This window comes from Actinacidiphila bryophytorum, assembly GCF_016916835.1.
Taxonomy (GTDB): Bacteria; Actinomycetota; Actinomycetes; order Streptomycetales; family Streptomycetaceae; genus Actinacidiphila; species Actinacidiphila bryophytorum.
Window position 1 is genome coordinate 294,216 of the sequence record NZ_JAFFIX010000001.1, and the last position, 16,756, is coordinate 310,971.

11 protein-coding genes are annotated in these 16,756 nt (G+C 73.7%); 7 read left to right on the forward strand and 4 right to left on the reverse strand.

Annotated features, from left to right (window positions below):
• The first annotated feature begins 28 nt into the window (after positions 1–28).
• Complete coding sequence (locus JT723_RS01235; protein ID WP_205042434.1) at positions 29–2,521, forward strand: ABC transporter permease; 2,493 nt, start codon at positions 29–31, stop codon at positions 2,519–2,521.
• A gap of 297 nt (positions 2,522–2,818) precedes the next feature.
• Here the strand turns inward: JT723_RS01235 and JT723_RS01240 are convergent, their stop codons facing one another.
• The 3 genes from JT723_RS01240 to pepN form a co-directional block, all read right to left on the reverse strand.
• Positions 2,819–6,139 carry a S8 family serine peptidase gene (locus JT723_RS01240; protein ID WP_240164879.1) on the reverse strand — a complete coding sequence of 1,107 codons (3,321 nt, stop codon included), beginning with the start codon at positions 6,137–6,139 and terminating at the stop codon, positions 2,819–2,821.
• 175 nt (positions 6,140–6,314) lie between these two features.
• On the reverse strand, positions 6,315–7,472 hold the full coding sequence (locus JT723_RS01245; protein WP_205042838.1) for a hypothetical protein: 1,158 nt from the start codon (positions 7,470–7,472) through the stop codon (positions 6,315–6,317).
• Positions 7,473–7,640: 168 nt separating this feature from the next.
• The gene (pepN, locus tag JT723_RS01250) at positions 7,641–10,268 is read right to left on the reverse strand and encodes an aminopeptidase N (RefSeq protein WP_205042436.1); all 2,628 of its coding nucleotides are present in this window, start codon (positions 10,266–10,268) and stop codon (positions 7,641–7,643) included.
• Positions 10,269–10,519: 251 nt separating this feature from the next.
• Between pepN and JT723_RS01255 the strand changes: the two genes are divergently transcribed.
• The 5 genes from JT723_RS01255 (at position 10,520) to JT723_RS01275 (ending at position 14,155) form a co-directional block, all read left to right on the forward strand.
• Entirely contained in the window at positions 10,520–11,164 is a 645-nt protein-coding gene (locus JT723_RS01255; protein ID WP_205042437.1) for a mycothiol-dependent nitroreductase Rv2466c family protein, read from the forward strand.
• Between the two features lie 52 nt (positions 11,165–11,216).
• Complete coding sequence (locus tag JT723_RS01260) at positions 11,217–11,603, forward strand: VOC family protein (RefSeq protein ID WP_205042438.1); 387 nt, start codon at positions 11,217–11,219, stop codon at positions 11,601–11,603.
• A 232-nt stretch (positions 11,604–11,835) separates the two neighbouring features.
• Positions 11,836–12,429, forward strand: coding sequence for a biotin transporter BioY (locus tag JT723_RS01265; RefSeq protein WP_205042439.1), 594 nt, complete (start codon positions 11,836–11,838; stop codon positions 12,427–12,429).
• 402 nt (positions 12,430–12,831) lie between these two features.
• Positions 12,832–13,320: a ribose-5-phosphate isomerase gene (locus JT723_RS01270; RefSeq protein WP_205042440.1), complete on the forward strand. Its 489-nt coding sequence runs from the start codon at positions 12,832–12,834 to the stop codon at positions 13,318–13,320.
• Positions 13,321–13,327: 7 nt separating this feature from the next.
• The gene (locus tag JT723_RS01275) at positions 13,328–14,155 is read left to right on the forward strand and encodes an Fpg/Nei family DNA glycosylase (RefSeq protein ID WP_205042441.1); all 828 of its coding nucleotides are present in this window, start codon (positions 13,328–13,330) and stop codon (positions 14,153–14,155) included.
• Here the strand turns inward: JT723_RS01275 and JT723_RS01280 are convergent.
• Positions 14,152–15,384: a GNAT family N-acetyltransferase gene (locus JT723_RS01280; RefSeq protein WP_205042442.1), complete on the reverse strand. Its 1,233-nt coding sequence runs from the start codon at positions 15,382–15,384 to the stop codon at positions 14,152–14,154. The two genes, JT723_RS01275 and JT723_RS01280, sit on opposite strands and share 4 nt — an antisense overlap.
• Before the next feature lie 166 nt (positions 15,385–15,550).
• Here JT723_RS01280 and JT723_RS01285 point away from each other — a divergent pair, with 166 nt between their 5' ends.
• Positions 15,551–16,693, forward strand: coding sequence for a PP2C family protein-serine/threonine phosphatase (locus JT723_RS01285; protein WP_205042443.1), 1,143 nt, complete (start codon positions 15,551–15,553; stop codon positions 16,691–16,693).
• Positions 16,694–16,756: the final 63 nt, after the last annotated feature.

A 16,756-nucleotide genomic window follows, 5' to 3' on the forward strand; every position in this document is an offset into this window, starting at 1 on the left:
CCGCCACCGCTCCCGGAGGAGTCCCCGCATGAACGGGCTGGCCCGCGCGTCCGTACGGTTCCGGCCCGCTTCCTTCGTGGGCACCTTCGTGGCGCTGTTCTTCGCCGCCGCCGTCGTCATGGCCTGCGGCACACTGCTGCAGACCGGGCTGACCGCCCATGTCGCGCCGGTGCGGTACGCCCATGTGCCCGTCGTCGTCGCGCCCGACCCCGACGCGCGCATCACCGTCGGGCACGGCGAGGACCGCGACACCGAGGCGGAGCCGCTCACCGACACCCCGCGGCTGCCGGCCGCCCTGGCCGCGCGCGTCGCCGCGGAGCCGGGCGTGGCCGCGGCCGTACCCGACATCGCCTTCCCCGTGCAGGGCGCCGGGCTGTCCGCGCTGACCGGCCGCAACTGGGACGCGCGCCTGGTCGAGGGCGCCACCGCCGCACAGGGCCACGCGCCCGGCGCGGGCGAGGTTGTCCTCGACCCCGGCAGCGCGAAGGCCGCGCACACCGGAGTCGGACGCACCGTCACCCTCACCGCGCCCGGCGGCACCGCCGCCTACCGCGTCGCGGGACTGACCGCGCCCGGCACCGCACCGGCCGCGTACTTCGCCGAGTCCGCCGCACCCCGCCTGTCAGGGCACCCCGGGTACGCCGAGGCCGTCGCCGTACTGCCCCGCGCCGGTGTCACCACCGAGCAGGCCGCGGACCAGGCCAGGCACGCCGTGGGCCACGCCGCCCAGGTCAGGACCGGTGACGGCCGCGGCGCCGCGGAACAGCCGCGGCTCGCCGGCGCCAAGGAGATGCTCATCGCCATCGGCGCCTCCTTCGGCGGCATCGCCGCCGCCACCGCGGTCTTCGTCGTGATGGGCACCGTCGCACTCGCCATCGGTCAGCGCGCCCGGGAGATCGCCCTGCTGCGCGCCATCGGCGCGACCCCGCGGCAGATCCGCCGCACCGTCGCCACCGAGGCACTCCTGGTCGCCCCGGTCGCGGGACTGGCCGGCATCCTGCCCGGCATCGCCCTGGCCCGCTGGTGGCTCGGCCAGCTCGTGCACAAGGACGCCGTGCCGCACGGGGTGACCGTGGCCGCCGGCTGGATCCCGATGGTCGCCGCGGTCGGCGCCGGGCTGCTGGCCGCCCTCACCGCGGGCCTGCTCGCCGCCAGGCGCCCGTCGAAGGCCCGGCCCAGCGAGGCGATCGGCGAGGCGGCGGTGGAGCGGCGCAGGCCCGGCGTGATCCGCACGGTGCTCGGCGTGGCCGCCGTCGCCGGGGGAGTCGTACTGGCCGCGGTCGCCGCGCACACCACCGGCGACGACGCCGCCTCCGTCGCGCTCGGCATCGTCTTCTGCCTCATGGTCGGCGTCGCCTTCCTCGGCCCCGTGGTCGCCTGGCTCGCCTCCGCCGTGCTCGGCCTGCCGCTGCGGGCCGGCGGCGCCGCCAGTGTGCTGGCCGCCGCCAACACCCGCGCCAACGCGCGCAGGCTCGCCTCCGCGATCACCCCCATCGTGCTCGTGACCGCCTTCGCAGGGACGCTGCTGTGCATGCAGAGCAGCGTGCAGCACGAGTCGTCCCGGCAGGTCAGGGACGGCGTCGTCGCCGACCAGGTGCTCGGCTCCGACGTCGGCGGGCTCCCCGCAGGCACCGCGGCACGCGCCGCACAGGTCAAGGGCGTCGACGGGGCCGTCGGCGTGCTGCGCAGCGGCGCCCTCTACCGCGCCGGCGGTGCGCTGAACTCCACGAGCGTCCTCGGCGTCGACGGCGACCCGGCCGCCCTGCCCGGCGTCCTCGCGCTGGGTGTGCGCACCGGCTCGCTCGCCGACCTCACGGGCGACGGGCGCACGGTCGCCGTCGACACGCTGCTCGCCGGTACGGCCAAGGTCCACGTCGGCGACCGCATCTCGCTGTGGCTCGGCGACGGTACGACGCTGCGGCCCACCGTCGTCGCCACCTACAGCCGCGGGCTCGGCCTCGGATCACTGCTGCTGCCCCGGGCCGCCGTCGCACCGCACGCGGCGAACGCCTTCGACACGGAGGTGCTCGTGCACGACGGGCCAGGCGCCGACGCCGCCGCCGTCCAGCGCGACCTCGGGCGGCTCGGCGTCCCCGGGATGCGGGTCACCGACCGGGCCGGGTACCGGGCCGAGGCCGACCGCGACCTCGAACTCAACGCCTGGGCCAACCGGGTGATGGCCGCGGTCCTCGGCGGGTTCGCGGCGGTGGCCGCCGCCAACACGCTGGTCATGACGGTCTTCGACCGCCGCCGGGAGGTCGCGCTGCTGCGGCTTGCCGGGACCACCCGGCGGCAGGTCCTGCGGATGCTGCGCCTTGAGGCGGTGCTCGTGGCCGCGGCCGGGCTGGGTATCGGCACGGTGATCGCGTGGGTGACGCTTGTTCCCATCGCCCGCGGTCTTACTGGGGCGAGCCCCTATGTTCCGGCCCCCATGGCCCTCGCCCTCCTGGCGGCTACCCTCACCCTGACCCTGGCCTCCACCACCCTCCCGGCCCGCGCCATTCTGCGGCGTGCAACGTAAGGCCTCCCTCTGCGGGGGTGCGTAGGTGATTGCCCCTTGCGGTGAGCTAGCACCCTTCGGAGCATGGGTGATTGGGCGCGCAGTTCCCCGCGCCCCCGGCGGGCGCCCTCTTCCGCAGAGCCGGCGCTTTCAGGCGGCGCCGTCTGCCTGCGAGGGCGAGCGTTTTTCAGGGGCGCGGGGAACTGCGCGCGCAACCCCGCCGGGGGAAAGGCGACCGCCCACCGCAAGTGGCAATCACCCAGGGGCGCGGGGTACGGGTCGAGTGGACCCGTACCCCGCATTGAGAAGCCCCCCCGGCTAGGGGGTCGTGGAGGTGATCAGGACACTGCCGGTGCCGGCAGCCGTGCCGCCCGCGTCCAGCAGCTGGACCTGCCCGAAGAGCTGCCGGCCCGCCGGGGCCTGGGCTGCGGCCAGGACGGACGCCGAGACCGTCGCGGACGCCCCGTGCGCGAGGTTCACGGGGGCCGAGGTGTCCACGGACACCTGGCCCAGCGCAGCGGAGTAGTACACGTCCTCGTAGGAGTAGGTGGTCGTACCCGACGGCACGGAGTACCCGTCCACCTCGAAGGTGTACGTACCGGGCGCGGGGTCGGCCAGCGACACCGCCTCTTCGGCGTCACCGTCGGCGGACTGCGCGATGAGCACGCCGTCGCGGTAGACGTACAGGTCGAGGTCGGCCTGCTGGTCGGAGGGCGAGCCGATGGAGACGTCCAGCCGGGAGACCCCGGACCCGAGCGTCAGCGAGGTCGTCCGGGTGTCGCCCTCGGCGATGGTGGGTGTCGAGGTGAGTGCGGAGCCGAGGGGGCCGCCGGCCAGCCGGCCGCCGCTGATCGCGGCGAAGCCGTTGGTGACGTTCCAGCTCACCGGCGCGGGTGTGCCGACCTTGGCCTCGGGCAGGGTCTGCACGGCCGGGTCGAAGGCGGCGCCGAGGACGGAGACGGTCAGCACGTACGGGTTGTCGAGCTGCGGCGAGGTGCGCCGGGCCTCGACCTCGATCTCCCAGACGCCCGGCAGCGGGTCGGCGTAGGAGCGCAGGTCGGGCCGGCAGGTGTTGGCCGGGTTGTCGTAGTTGGGGTAGCAGTCGGGGGTCTGGGTGGAGTCCATGGGCACGCCGTAGGGGTGCATGGACACGAAGCGGGTCTGGCTGCCGGGCTTGAGGCCGCCCATGGCGACTTCGAGCGAGGTCGCGCCGGCGGGGACGGTGAAGAAGTACGAGCGGGTGCTGTCCCGCTGGATCGTCCCCGTGCGGGTGAGCGTGTAGGAGGGTCCTGAGACCGGGGTGGAGACGACGGTGGCGGCCGGGATCTGCGTGTCGGTGCCGTGGGTGAGCGGGTCGTCGACGTTCAGCAGTGCGCTGTGGACGCCCGCGGACCGCGGCTTGGCGGTGATCTTCACGGTGACCGGCTTGTTCAGCGGCAGCACCACCACGGGGCTGGCGACGGAGAAGGTGCCGTCGTTGTGCGCCCAGCTGAGGGTGTGCAGCTGCGCGTGGGCGGGACCGCCGGTACGGGTCACGGTGACGGCGTAGGTGCGCTGCTGACCGGTGGTCAGGCCGCCCTCGCGGTCGTAGACGCCGGTGCCGTAGCCGGGGGTCTGCAGGTAGCTGGACAGGGTGGTGTCGACCGGCGCCTTGACGGTGTAGGTGTCGGTGGTGCCGCCGCGGCGGAGCAGGTTCCATGCGGGGCCGACGGCGACGAGTCCCGCGCCCTGGTCGATGGTCTGGAAGCCGGGGATGGTCTTGGCGGTGCTGATCAGCGCGGTGCGCAGCTGGGCCGGTGTGACGTGCAGGTGCTGCCCCTTGGCGGCGGACAGCAGCAGCGCGGCGGCTCCGGTGGCCTGCGGTGAGGCCATCGAGGTGCCCTGCAGCATGGCGTAGCCGGGCGGCAGGTCGTAGCCGGCCTCGGCGACGGGCGCCCCGGGCTCCCAGGTGGGCACGGAGTTGATGGCGGCGCCGGGTGCGGTGATGACGGGGGCGAGGCCGCCGTCCTCGCGCGGGCCGCGGGCGGAGAAGGGCAGCAGCGAGTACGGCACGGTGGTCTGTGAGCCGTAGTTGGCCGCCCAGGTCTCGCGGGAGATGGACGCGCCGACGCTGAGGACGTGGTCGGCGAGTCCCGGGTCGCTGATGGTGTTGACGCCGGGGCCGTCGTTGCCCGCGGAGATCACCAGCTGCACCCCGTAGGTGTCGATCAGCTGCTGGTAGAGCAGGTCGCGGGCGCTGGCGCCGTCGTTGAGCGCGCCGAGTCCGCCGATGGACATGTTGACGACGTCGACGTGGTGGTTGACGACCAGGTCGGTCATGCCCTCGGTGAGCGCGATGTTGGTGCAGCCGCCGGTCCAGGTGCAGGCCCGGGAGGAGACGATCTTCGCGCCGGGTGCGGCCCCGTTCATCTTGCCGCCGAAGAGCCCGTTGGCGGAGGTGATGCCGGCGACGTGGGTGCCGTGCTCGGACTGCACGAGGCCGATGTTGACGAAGTCGGCCGTCTTGCCGACCCAGGTGCCCCCGTAGGGGTCCATCGGGACGTCCTTGCGGATCTCGACGGTGAAGGGGATCGACTCCGAGATCGCCGTGGCCGGGTTGTCGGTGCCGAAGTGGCCGATCTGGAAGCCGTCCTTGTACGGCTTCATGGCGGTGTCGTCGCCGAAGTCGCCGTCGTTGTCCAGGTCCACCCGGACGGTGCCGGCGGCCGGGTCGTAGAGCACGCCCCACACGTCGGTGGTGTCGCCGTCGCGGTTGAGGTCGCCGAGCATGTCGCCGCCCTTGGTGGCGGCTTCGGCGAAGGTGCTGAAGAGGTAGTTGCCGGCCGGCGCGGTCCAGGTGCGCTGCGAGGCGGTGAAGGACGGACCCGAGACGGCGGTGACCATGGGCCGCCAGGTGGCGTCGCCGTCGAGTATCGGGTCGGTCGAGGTGACCCAGTCCACGATCTTCCGCTCGCCCGTGGTGGTCTTCTGCAGGGCGGGGTGGCCGACGTCGACGCCGGAGTCGAGGATGCCGATGGTGATGCCGCGCCCGTCGGCGGTCGGGTGGTCCTTGACGAAGTCGACCGCACCGGTCTCGAAGGCGGGCTGGTACGGGTTCTTGGCGGGGGTGTGCCGGTCGGGCCCCGGGTAGGTGGCGGCGGGCTTGCCGGGGTGGCGGGACGCCGTCGCGGTGGTGTCGGCGGCCGGTGTCGGGTCGTCGAGCTTGATCTCCTGCCGCAGGTCGATGGCCAGTACCGAGGGCAGCTTCTGTGCGGCGCCGATGGCCGCGTCGGCCTTGGCGGTGGGCACGGTGGCGCGGACGTAGCCGAGCTGGTCGTAGGTCTGGCCGACGCTGGCGCCCTGGGCGTGCAGCCGGGAGGTGATCTCCGCGGTGCTGCCCGGCTTGCCGGCGATCATGAAGGTGACGTTCTTGTCGCCGTCCGCCTTGGCCTTGGCCAGCAGGGTGGCGTCGGCGGAGCCGAGCTTGTCCGCCGCGTCCTTGCCGGGCTCGCCGGGGGCGTCCGAGCCGGTGGCGGGGGAGGTAAGGGCGGGGTCGGCGACCGCCAGCGCGGGGCCTGCGGCGGTGAGCGCGGCCACCAGGCCTGCGGCGAGCGCGAGCCGGGCGGCGCGTCTCTTGCCCGGTATGTGATCGAGTGGCATGGGCATCCCTGTTTCGACCGTCGGATGGGTGTGCGGAAAACGGAGCCGTACGCCTGGTCACCCTGCCGGGAAAAGCTGCCCTTTGTGGTGCGTTGACCTTCCCTTGGGTCTTCGGTGACGTGTTTCCGCCAATGCCATACCGCCATAGAACGGCACAAGTGCCGCGGGGTCGCGGTCAGCGCGGGATCACCACGACATAGGCGGCGGGCAGTTGGTCGGCCGCCGCCACCAGGGCGGTGCGCACCACGGCGGCCTGCTGCTCCTCGGCGTCGCGCAACTTGGCCGGAGTGACGTGCAGCAGCGTGATGCCGAGCGCTTCGAGCCGCTCGCGCTGCCGCACGCAGCGCGACCACACCTCGTCGTCGCCGAAGTCCGCTGCCGGGACGGGGGTTTCGCCGCGCTCGCCCGGGTGAAGGGCGTCGCCGAACGGATCGGCATAGACGTCATCCACGACCTCGCCCACCGCGTCGTCCGTTGCCGCGCCGTACGGCGTCCCGTACGCGTACGGCACGCCCGGTGGCGGCCCGGTGCGCGGGTCGATCGCCAGGGCGACGGCGTGCTCGGGCCAGTACGCGTCCACCGAGCCCAGCGGCGGCCCGCCGGGCAGCCGCAGCTCGACGTTCCAGACCGGGTCGGGCAGTTGCCGGCCGCGGACCATCGTGTAGAGCCGCTGTTCGGCCATGGTGCGGTCGGCGCGGCGCAGGGCACCGACGGCCGCGGCGACCTGCGGGCGCTCCAGCAGCCCCGCGCCGGCCAGTTCGTGCAGCACGGCCGCCGCGTCGCAGTGCCCGCCGCGTACGGCCTCGGTCAGCAGCCGCCGTACGGTCTCGGTGTCGTCCAGGTCCGCGACGGCGTCGGCCAGGGCGCGCGGCACCGGGGCGCAGGGCAGACCGGTCACCTCCTGCGGGCGCGGCAGGGTGCCGGCGCGGTGGATGGACACCTCGCCCGCGTCCCGCAGCCGGCGCTGGTGCGGCACCAGCACGTCGATCCGCGGCAGTCCGGGCAGCGGCGGCACGCAGCTGAAGCGGTGCAGGGCGAGTGCCGCCAGGCCGGTCACCATGGCCTCCCGGCCGCCGCCGCGCGGCCCGCGCGCCTGCGGGTCGCGGCCGGCGTACAGCAGCGCGGCCTGCAGCCGCTCCTGGCTGCTGGGCCGCCCAGGGTGCAGCAGGTAGACCTGGGGGAGCAGCTGCTGCCAGGGGCCGCCGGGGCGGCAGCGGGCGGCGACGGAGGCCGCGGACACGCCGTGGTCGCGCAGCTGGTGGAGGGTCAGGACCCGCTGCTGGGTGGGCAGTCGGCGGTCCAGGGCGTGGGGGGTGCGGGGGTTCGCTTTCATGGCGACGACGTTCCCGCTGCCCGCCCGGTCACTAACCGCTGTTACAGGCTCGTCGACAAAACGGGACAAGGGCGGGCTAAAGTCCAGATGTTCGGATGCCGATCAGCGGAATTCCCCTATTCGGGTGACGGGGGCCGCCCCATCAGGCCGGACGGCCCCGCACCCGGCTCAGATCGCCGCGCCCGGGCGGGCGGCGTCCGCGGCGCGGGTGTCGCACATCTGTGCGCGGTGTGCCCGGGCCAGGTCGTCACGCCCTTCGAGGACCAGGCGGCGCAGGGCGGGCGCCGCGTCGGGGTGGCCGTCCAGCCACCCGTCGGTCGCCGCCAGCGTCTCCTGCGCGTCCTGGAGGGCCGGAAAGAGCCCGGTGACGACCGCCATCGCGGTCTCGATCGAGCGGCTCGCCCACAGCTCTTCGAGAGCCGCGAAGTACCGCCCGGTGAACGGCGCGAGCAGCTCACGCTGCCCGGCCTGCGCGAAGCCCGCGATGGTCGCCTCGACCAGCGCGTTGGACAGCGCGTCGGAGTCCACCACGTCGGCCCAGGCCGCGCCCTTGACCTCGGCGGAGGGCCGGGCCGCGAGGCAGCGCACCTCGTGCCGGTGCCCGGAGGCGGTGTCGTCCCTGGCCCGCTCGGCGGCGATCGCCGCGGTGTCCGCCGCGCCCTGCGCGGTCAGCGCCCCCAGCAGGGTCCAGCGCAGCTCCTGGTCCACCACCAGGCCGTCCACCTTCGCGGTGCCGTCCAGCAGCCCGCGCAGCAGCTGCAGGTCGGCGGCGGAGGTGGCGACCGAGGCGAAGAAGCGCGCCCAGGCCAGCTGGTGGCCGCTGCCGGGCTCGGCGAGCCGCAGCTCCTGCAGCGCGCCCCTGGCCAGTTCCGCCGCCGCCAGGTCGCGGCGGTCGGGCGCCACGTAGTGCGTCAGCGCGGTCCGCGCCTGCAGGTGCAGCGACTGCAGCACCCCGATGTCGCTCTCCCGGCCCGCGAACAGCAGCACCAGGCCCAGGTAGTCGCCGGCCGGCATCACCGCGTCCCTGGTCATGCTCCACACCGCCGACCAGGCGAGGGCCCGCGCCAGCGGGTCCGACAGGTCGCCCAGGTGGGAGCGCAGCGTGTCCAGCGAGTCCTGGTCGAAGCGGACCTTGCAGTATGTCAGGTCGTCGTCGTTGACGAGCACCAGGTCCGGGCGCGGCTGCCCGGCCAGTTCCGCGACCACGGTGACCGGACCCGCCACGTCCGTCTCGGCCCGTGCATAGCGCTCCAGCGCGCCGCCCGGGACGCGCCGGTAGAGGCCCACCGCGACCCGGTGCGGGCGCAGCTGCGGGTGCGCCGGGTCGTCCGCGGTCTGCAGCACCGCCAGTTCGGTGATCCGGTCCTCCGCGTCGTGGACGACCTGCGGCGTCAGCGAGTTCACCCCCGCCGTCTCCAGCCACGCCCGCGACCAGGCCGGCATGTCGCGGCCCGAGGTCTCGGTGAGCACCGACAGCAGGTCGGCCAGCTCGGTGTTGCCGTATGCGTGCCGCTTGAAGTAGCGGCGGGCCGCCTCCATGAAGGCGTCCTCGCCGACGTAGGCCACCAGCTGCTTGAGCACCGAGGCGCCCTTGGAGTAGGTGATGCCGTCGAAGTTGAGCTTGGCGTCCTCCAGGTCGCGGATGTCGGCGACCACCGGGTGCGTCGAGGGCAGCTGGTCGGCGCGGTAGGCCCACGACTTGCGGCGGTTGGCGAAGGTGATCCAGCCCTCCGTGTACTGCGTCGCCGCCACCTGCGAGAAGGCCGCCATGAAGTCCGCGAAGGACTCCTTGAGCCACAGGTCGTCCCACCAGCGCATGGTCACCAGGTCGCCGAACCACATGTGCGCCATCTCGTGCAGCACCACGCTGGCCCGGTGCTCGTAGGACGCCCGCGTCACCTTGCCGCGGAAGACGAACTCCTCGCGAAAGGTCACGCACCCCGGGTTCTCCATCGCCCCGATGTTGTACTCCGGCACGAAGGCCTGGTCGTACTTGCCGAAGGGGTAGGGGTAGTCGAAGGCGTCGTGGTAGAAGTCCAGGCCCTGCTTGGTCACCGTGAAGATCTCGTCGGCGTCGAAATGCCGGGCCAGCGAGCGGCGGCACAGCGCGCTCAGCGGGACGTCGAGCGTCACCTTGTCGTCGAAGGTGCGCGAGTAGTGGTCCCGTTCGACGTGGTAGGGGCCGGCGACGACCGCGGTGATGTACGTCGGGATCGGCAGCGTCGGCCGGAAGCGGGTCGTGGCCCCGCCGCCGTCGGCGGCGGCCGGCTCGCCGTCCGGCTCGGCGTTGGACAGCACCGTCCAGCTCTCCGGGGCGGTCACCTGGAAGGTGAAGGGCGCCTTGAGGTCGGGCTGCTCGAAGTTCGCGAAGACCCGCCGGGCGTCGGCCGGTTCGTACTGCGTGTACAGGTAGACCTCGCCGTCCTCGGGGTCCTCGAAGCGGTGCAGCCCCTCGCCCGTGCGGCTGTACGCGCAACGCGCGTCGACCACCAGCGTGTTGCGCTCGGCCAGCCCCTCAAGGGCGATCCTGGCGCCGTCCCACACCGCCGCGGGGTCCAGCTCCCGGCCGTTGAGCCGTACCGAGACCACCTCGGAGGCGACGAGATCGGCGAACGACGAGGCGGCGGGGCTCGCGCACCGGAAGTCGATCACCGTGGTGGACCGGAAGGTGCGCTCCCCGCCCGCGGGCGCGGCACCGGCCGCGGACCGCACGTCGAGCGCCACGTCGTAGCGCTCCACCGACAGGATCGCGGCCCGCTCGCGGGCCTCCTCACGGCTCAGGTTCTCGCCGGGCACGGGCGGCTCCTTCGTCTATGACCACCGGAAACGGACTGGCAACGCTTCGCATCCTTCCACGGTGGTAGGACAGGAGAGCCGACCAGCGCGTACGGGGGCGGCGCGGGCGGGAATGCCGCCGCGCTCCCGCCGCGTTGTCGGTTGAAGGAGTGCCATGTCCCGACCCGCCCGGCGCCCGGCCTGCCCGGACGCCGACCGCCAGACGATTTCCTTACCTTCACAACCTTTCGAATCCGCACGAGGAGTACGCAGTGACGACCGCGACTGAGACCACCAAGACGCCGGCCGACTTCTGGTTCGACCCGCTGTGCCCGTGGGCATGGATGACGTCCCGCTGGATGCTGGAGGTCGAGAAGCTCCGCCCCGTCGAGGTGCGCTGGCACGTGATGAGCCTTGCCGTGCTCAACGAGGACAAGCTCGACACCCTCCCGGAGAACTACGCCAACGCCCTGCGCGACGCGTGGGGTCCGGTACGCGTGGTGATCGCCGCCCAGCAGGAGCACGGCGACGAGGTCGTCGGCCCGCTCTACGAGGCGCTCGGCACCCGCTTCCACAACCAGGCGCTGCCCAGGAACCGGGAGACCATCGTCGCCGCGCTCGAAGCCGTCGGGCTGCCCGCCGCGCTCGCCGACTACGCCGACCGCGACACCTACGACACCGAGCTGCGCGCCTCCCACAAGGAGGGCATCGACAAGGTCGGCCAGGAGGTCGGCACCCCGGTGATCGCCGTACCCGGCGCGGACGGCGAGCAGATCGCCTTCTTCGGCCCCGTCGTCACCCCCACCCCGCGCGGTGAGGACGCCGCCAAGCTGTGGGACGGCACGATCATGGTCGCGTCCATCCCGGGCTTCTACGAGATCAAGCGCACCAGGACCGCGGGCCCCAGCTTCGAGTAGGGCGCAGCGGGGCTGACGTAAGAGAACGCCGGAAAGAGAGCAGTCGCACAAGATGGCACACCTGGGTCTGGTGGCCGTCGTCGTACGGGACTACGACGAGGCCATCGCGTACTACACCGGCGCGCTGGGCTTCGACCTGCGCGAGGACACCCCGCGGGAGGACGGCGGGCGCTGGGTCGTCGTGGCGCCGCCCGGCGCCCGCGAGACCGGCCTGCTGCTCGCCCTGGCCACCACACCCGGGCAGACCGCAAGGATCGGCGACCAGACCGGCGGGCGCGTCGGGCTCTTCCTGAACACCGAGGACTTCGACGGCGACTACAAGCGGATGGTCGCCGCCGGTGTCGTCTTCGAGGAGGAGCCGCGCTACGAGCCGTACGGGGCGGTGGTCGTCTTCCACGACCTGTACGGCAACAGATGGGACCTCATCCAGCCCGCCTGAGTTGGTGGAACCGCACAGAGCGATACGGTCGGGCCGGGGACGTGCAGCCCCCGGCCCGGTCGGCTCCGGGCGTGACGTGGGTCACGCGACCTGGGCAAACGCATCCGCTGGCGGGCGCGGGAGTCTCCAAGCGGATCATCGCGGCTTTGTCGCAGTCCGACGATGATCGGCGATCGGCGGCTGGGTTAGCGTCACCGGGTCCCCCCGATCACCCTCACCCCGCGGAGAACCGATGAGCGCCACAGCTGCACCCGGCCGGGCCGGAACCGTACTCGCCGACCTGCTGCCCGCGTCCACCGCCGGGCGCGCCCGGATCAGGGACGCCGCCCTCGTCGCCGGCGGCGCCGCGCTCACCGGGCTCGCCGCGCAGCTGTCCGTCCCCGTGCCCGGGTCGCCGGTGCCGGTCACCGGCCAGACCTTCGCCGCGCTGCTCGTCGGCACCGCGCTCGGGGCCAGGCGCGGGGTCGCCTCCCTCGGCCTGTACGCCGCCGCCGGCGCGGCTGGCCTCCCGTGGTTCGCGGGCGGCGCCTCCGGCTGGTCCATGCCGAGCTTCGGCTACATCCTCGGGATGCTGCTCGCCTCCGGCGTCGTCGGCTACCTCGCGCGGCGCGGCGGCGACCGTACGGTGCTCCGCACCGCCTTCGTGATGCTCGCCGGGTCCGCCGTCATCTACGCCGTCGGCGTCCCCTACCTCGCCTGGTCCGCCCACCTCTCCGCCCACCAGGCCCTCACCCTCGGCCTGCGGCCGTACCTCCTCGGCGACGCCCTCAAGGCCGCACTCGCCATGGCGGCCCTCCCGACCGCCTGGCACCTCACCCGCCCCTGACGTCCCCCTTCGCAGGGGGGCGAGCGTTTTTGGGGGCGCGGGGCTGCATCTGATCTGCGGCCGGCGCCGCGCGGGCGCGCCCGGCCCTCCACCGGCGGGTGGTCCGTCTCCGGACCGGGGAGCCCCTTCGGTCCGGTGACGACCCGCGCGCCCGGTGGGGTTGGTCGCGCAGTTCCCCGCGCCCCTGGGGTGGTGGCGGTCGGTCGCCACACGACGGTCGTGGTGGGCTGGTCGCGCCGTTCCCCGCGCCCCTGAAGAACGCTCGCCCGCCCTGCGCAAGGGCGGCCTTGGAGGCTCGCCGCCGGGCGTAGGGGCGGCCTCGGGCGGGAGGGACTCGCGGGAGTGTGCGGGGGGAGGGGAGGTGCGGGGGCCGGGGGGACCCCGGGATGGAACACTGGAGGCATGCGTGTGTACCTCGGCTCGGATCATGCCGGCTTCGAACTCAAGAACCACCTCGTCGAGTGGCTGACGGCCAACGGCCACCAGCCCGTGGACTGCGGTCCGCACATCTATGACGCGGTGGACGACTACCCCCCCTTCTGCCTGCGCGCCGCGGAGCGGACCGCCGCGGACCCGGGCAGCCTTGGCGTGGTGATCGGCGGCTCGGGCAACGGCGAGCAGATCGCCGCGAACAAGGTGCGCGGCGTCCGCGCGGCCCTGGCGTGGAGCGAGCAGACCGCGACGCTGGCCCGCGAGCACAACGACGCGAACGTGCTGAGCATCGGCGGCCGGATGCACAGCCAGGAGGAGGCGGTGAAATTCGTCGAGCTGTTCTTGACGACGCCGTACTCCCACGAGGAGCGCCACCAGCGGCGTATCGACATGCTCAGCGCGTACGAGGCCACCGGCGAACTGCCGCCGATCCCGGCGAACCACCCGCAGCAGGACTGACCGGGCGATGCCCGAGGGCCACACGATCCACCGGCTGGCCGCCGACCACCGCGAGCGGTTCTGCGGCCGGGTGGTGCGGGCGAGCAGCCCGCAGGGCAAGTTCTCCGACGGCGCCGCCCTGGTCGACGGCCTGGCCATGACGGCGGCGGAGGCGCACGGCAAGCACCTCTTCCTCGGCTTCGGCACCGCCGGCTGGGTGCACGTCCACCTGGGCCTGATCGGGAAGTTCGGCTTCGGCGGCGGTGTGGCGCCGCCGCCGGCCGACACCGTACGGCTGCGCATCGCCACGCCGTCGCATTACGCCGACCTGCGCGGCCCTGCCGCGTGCGCGCTGGTCACCGAGCCAGACAAGCAGGCGATACACGCCCGGCTCGGCCCGGACCCGCTGCGGCCGGGCGACGACCCCGACCAGGTGTACGCCAGGATGGCCAGGTCGCGGATCAGCGTGGCCGCACTGCTGCTCGACCAGAAGGTCGTCGCGGGCGTCGGCAACGTCTACCGCGCCGAGGTGCTCTTCCGGCACGGCGTGGACCCCTTCCTCGCGGGGCGCGACCTGCCGCGGCCGGTGTGGGAGGCGATGTGGGCCGACCTGGTGGCGCTGATGCGCGAGGGCGTGCGGACCAACCGGATCGACACGGTGCGCCCCGAGCACGAGCCGGAGGCGATGGGCCGCCCGCCGCGGGTCGACGACCACGGCGGCGAGGTGTACGTCTACCGGCGCACCGGCCTGCCCTGCCTGGTGTGCGGCACCCCGGTCCGCACGCGCCCGCTGGACGCCCGCAACCTCTTCTGGTGCCCCACCTGCCAGCCGGGCACGGCGCAGGGCGCGGTCTAGAAGCCGTGCGGCAGCCACGGGTCCAGGTCGGAGCGGAAGGCCGCTGAGGCCTCGGCGAGGGCGCCGGGGCGCCGCTCGGTGACCAGGCCCGCGCCCGCCAGCGCCCGCAGCCCGTGGCCGCCGAGGTAGGCGGTGCCCAACTCCCGTACGCCCAGCGCCAGGTCCGCCGGGTCGGCGGTCCGCTCGCAGGTGGCGCCCTTGGCGTCGCCGGACAGCCGCCACCGCCCGGAGTTCCACGGGCAGAAGGCGTCCTCGACGTCGAGCACGACGTCGACGGGGGCCGCGTAAACGCGTGCCTCCAGGGCGGTCGGCAGGTCCACCAGGCGCAGGTGGAGCCCGTCGCGCCAGCCGAAGTCGCAGCGGCGGATGTCGGAGACGATCTGCTGCACCGGGTCGTCGGCGGGGCGGTTGTGGAAGACCAGCCGGGAGACCAGGTCGATGTCGGTGAGGTAGCGCCACAGCGCCGCGTACGTCACCGCATCGAGTGCTTCGACGTCCTTGAGCTTGACGCTGCCGTCGGGCACCCCGTTGGCCGTGCCGCCGGGCCTGACGCTGTAGCGGGCGTAGCCGCGCACCTCGCCGCCGACCTCGGCCAGCACGCACAGCCGCGGGCTGTAGCCGCCGCGTTCGCCGGGCGGGTCCATGAGCCCCAGCCGCTCCCACTGCGGCTGCCTGGCGAGCATGCCGGGCCTGCCGGGCGCCACGCGGGCGTACACCGCCTCGCAGGCGTCCACGCCCTCCGCAGGGGTGACCAGCCGCATCCGTACCGCCTCAGCGCCCGGCGGCACCGCCACGGAGACGCGCGTGGTGTCGATCGAGCCGTGCATCTGCCGGGTGGCGGCGCCGTAGCCGAACCGGCCGTAGATCTGCGGCTCCGAGGCGGTCAGGACGGCGACGCACTGGCCGCGTTCGCGGAAGTCGTCGAGCTGGCGGCGCATCATCGCGGTGAGCACACCGCGCCGCCGGTGCGTCGGCTGGACGCTGACCATGGTGACGCCCGCGGTGTCCAGCAGGGCGCCGCCGGGCAGGGCCATCCGGAAGTCGAAGGCGCCCGCGGTGCCGACGATCCCGCCGTCCGCCCAGGCGGTGAGCGTCCGGTCGAAGGGCAGGAGGTCCCGCCACATGGCCATTTCCGCGGGGTCCTCGATGGCCCCGCCGAAGGCCCGCCCCAAGCGCATCGCGAACTCGTCCCAGTCCGCTGCCGCCAGCACCCGCAGATCGATCGTCATGGGCTCTGCCTACCAGGCGGACCCGCGGCGGCGACACGCATTTTTCCGCGCCTCCTCCCGACGGGCCCTTCCCGGCGGGAGACACGGGCCGTCCTGGCTCACCCGTACAGCTCACAGCCGGTCCGGCCTGCACAGCAGGGCCATCCGTGGATAGGGTCGCCGGGACATGGCGAAAACGGCGGTGGACGAGGGGCCCCGGCTCCGGTGGCGCAGAAGGCTGCACCGGGCCAGGCTCGGCGTGCGCAAGTCCGCCGTGGACTACTTCCGCGGCGGCGCCTCGGACTGGGTCGGCCTGGGCGTCCTGGTGGCGGTCATCCCGATCCTGGCGTACACCACGGTCTGCACGCCCGTGTGGTGCCCGCCCAGCGCCCTGGTGCTGCCGATCCTGGCCGGCGGGCTGCTGCTGCGCCCCTCCAGCCTGCTGCTGGTCTACGCGGCCTCCGCCGTCGCGCTGATCGCCGAGTCGGCCGCGCTCGGCCCCTACCGCGAAGGCCCGGCGAGGGTCACCCCCGGCACGGTCCTCGTGGTGACCGCGGTCGCGCTGACCGGCCTGGTCATCGCGCAGTTCAGGGCCAGGGTCGGGGTGCCGTGGCGGGGCGGCCACACGATGCTGTTCGACCTGCGCGAGCGCATCCGGGTGCAGAGCAGGCTGCCGCGGCTGCCCGGCGGCTGGCACGCCGAGATGTCGCTGCGCCCGGCCGGCGGCCAGTCCTTCTCCGGCGACTTCGTCGTGGCGACCCGCAGTTCCGGCGGCCGGGTGCTCGAAGCGGTGCTGACCGACGTGTCGGGCAAGGGCATGGACGCGGCCTCGCGTTCGCTGCTGCTGTCCGGCGCCTTCGGCGGGCTGCTCGGCTCGCTGCCGCCGCACGCCTTCCTCACCGCGGCCAACGGCTATCTGCTGCGGCAGAACTGGGAGGAGGGCTTCGCGACCTCCGTGCACCTGGTGCTGGACCTGGAGAGCGGCGACTACGAACTGCTGTCCGCGGGGCACCCGCCGGGCGTCCAACTGCACGCCGGCAGCGGGCGGTGGGAGGAGAAGGCCGCGGAGGGGCCGCTGCTCGGCGTCTACGACGGGGCCGAATTCCACGGAGTGAAGGGCACGTTGCGGTCCGGCGACGTCCTGATGCTGTTCACCGACGGGCTGGTGGAGACCGCCGAGCGGGAGATCGCCGAGGGCATGGACCGGCTGATCGGCGAGGCGGACCGCTTCGTGGCCACCGGATTCCGCGGCTCCGCCTGGCGGTTGATCGAGGCGGTCGCCAAAGACGTCAACGACGACCGGGCGTTGCTCGTGGTGTGCCGCGACTAGCCCACGGGAATGGGACTATGGGCCGTGTGTCGTACGGGCGTTGATTGCCGGTCACCGGTGGCA

What these genes read in the sequence shown, in the direction of transcription:
- JT723_RS01260 (WP_205042438.1), top strand. Translation starts at nt 11,217, where the DNA reads ATGGCACACCTGGGTCTGGTGGCCGTCGTCGTACGGGACTACGACGAG.
- JT723_RS01275 (WP_205042441.1), top strand. Translation starts at nt 13,328, where the DNA reads ATGCCCGAGGGCCACACGATCCACCGGCTGGCCGCCGACCACCGCGAG.
- JT723_RS01270 (WP_205042440.1), top strand. Translation starts at nt 12,832, where the DNA reads ATGCGTGTGTACCTCGGCTCGGATCATGCCGGCTTCGAACTCAAGAAC.
- JT723_RS01285 (WP_205042443.1), top strand. Translation starts at nt 15,551, where the DNA reads ATGGCGAAAACGGCGGTGGACGAGGGGCCCCGGCTCCGGTGGCGCAGA.
- JT723_RS01280 (WP_205042442.1), bottom strand. Translation starts at nt 15,384, where the DNA reads ATGACGATCGATCTGCGGGTGCTGGCGGCAGCGGACTGGGACGAGTTC.
- JT723_RS01245 (WP_205042838.1), bottom strand. Translation starts at nt 7,472, where the DNA reads ATGAAAGCGAACCCCCGCACCCCCCACGCCCTGGACCGCCGACTGCCC.
- JT723_RS01235 (WP_205042434.1), top strand. Translation starts at nt 29, where the DNA reads ATGAACGGGCTGGCCCGCGCGTCCGTACGGTTCCGGCCCGCTTCCTTC.
- JT723_RS01265 (WP_205042439.1), top strand. Translation starts at nt 11,836, where the DNA reads ATGAGCGCCACAGCTGCACCCGGCCGGGCCGGAACCGTACTCGCCGAC.
- JT723_RS01240 (WP_240164879.1), bottom strand. Translation starts at nt 6,139, where the DNA reads ATGCCACTCGATCACATACCGGGCAAGAGACGCGCCGCCCGGCTCGCG.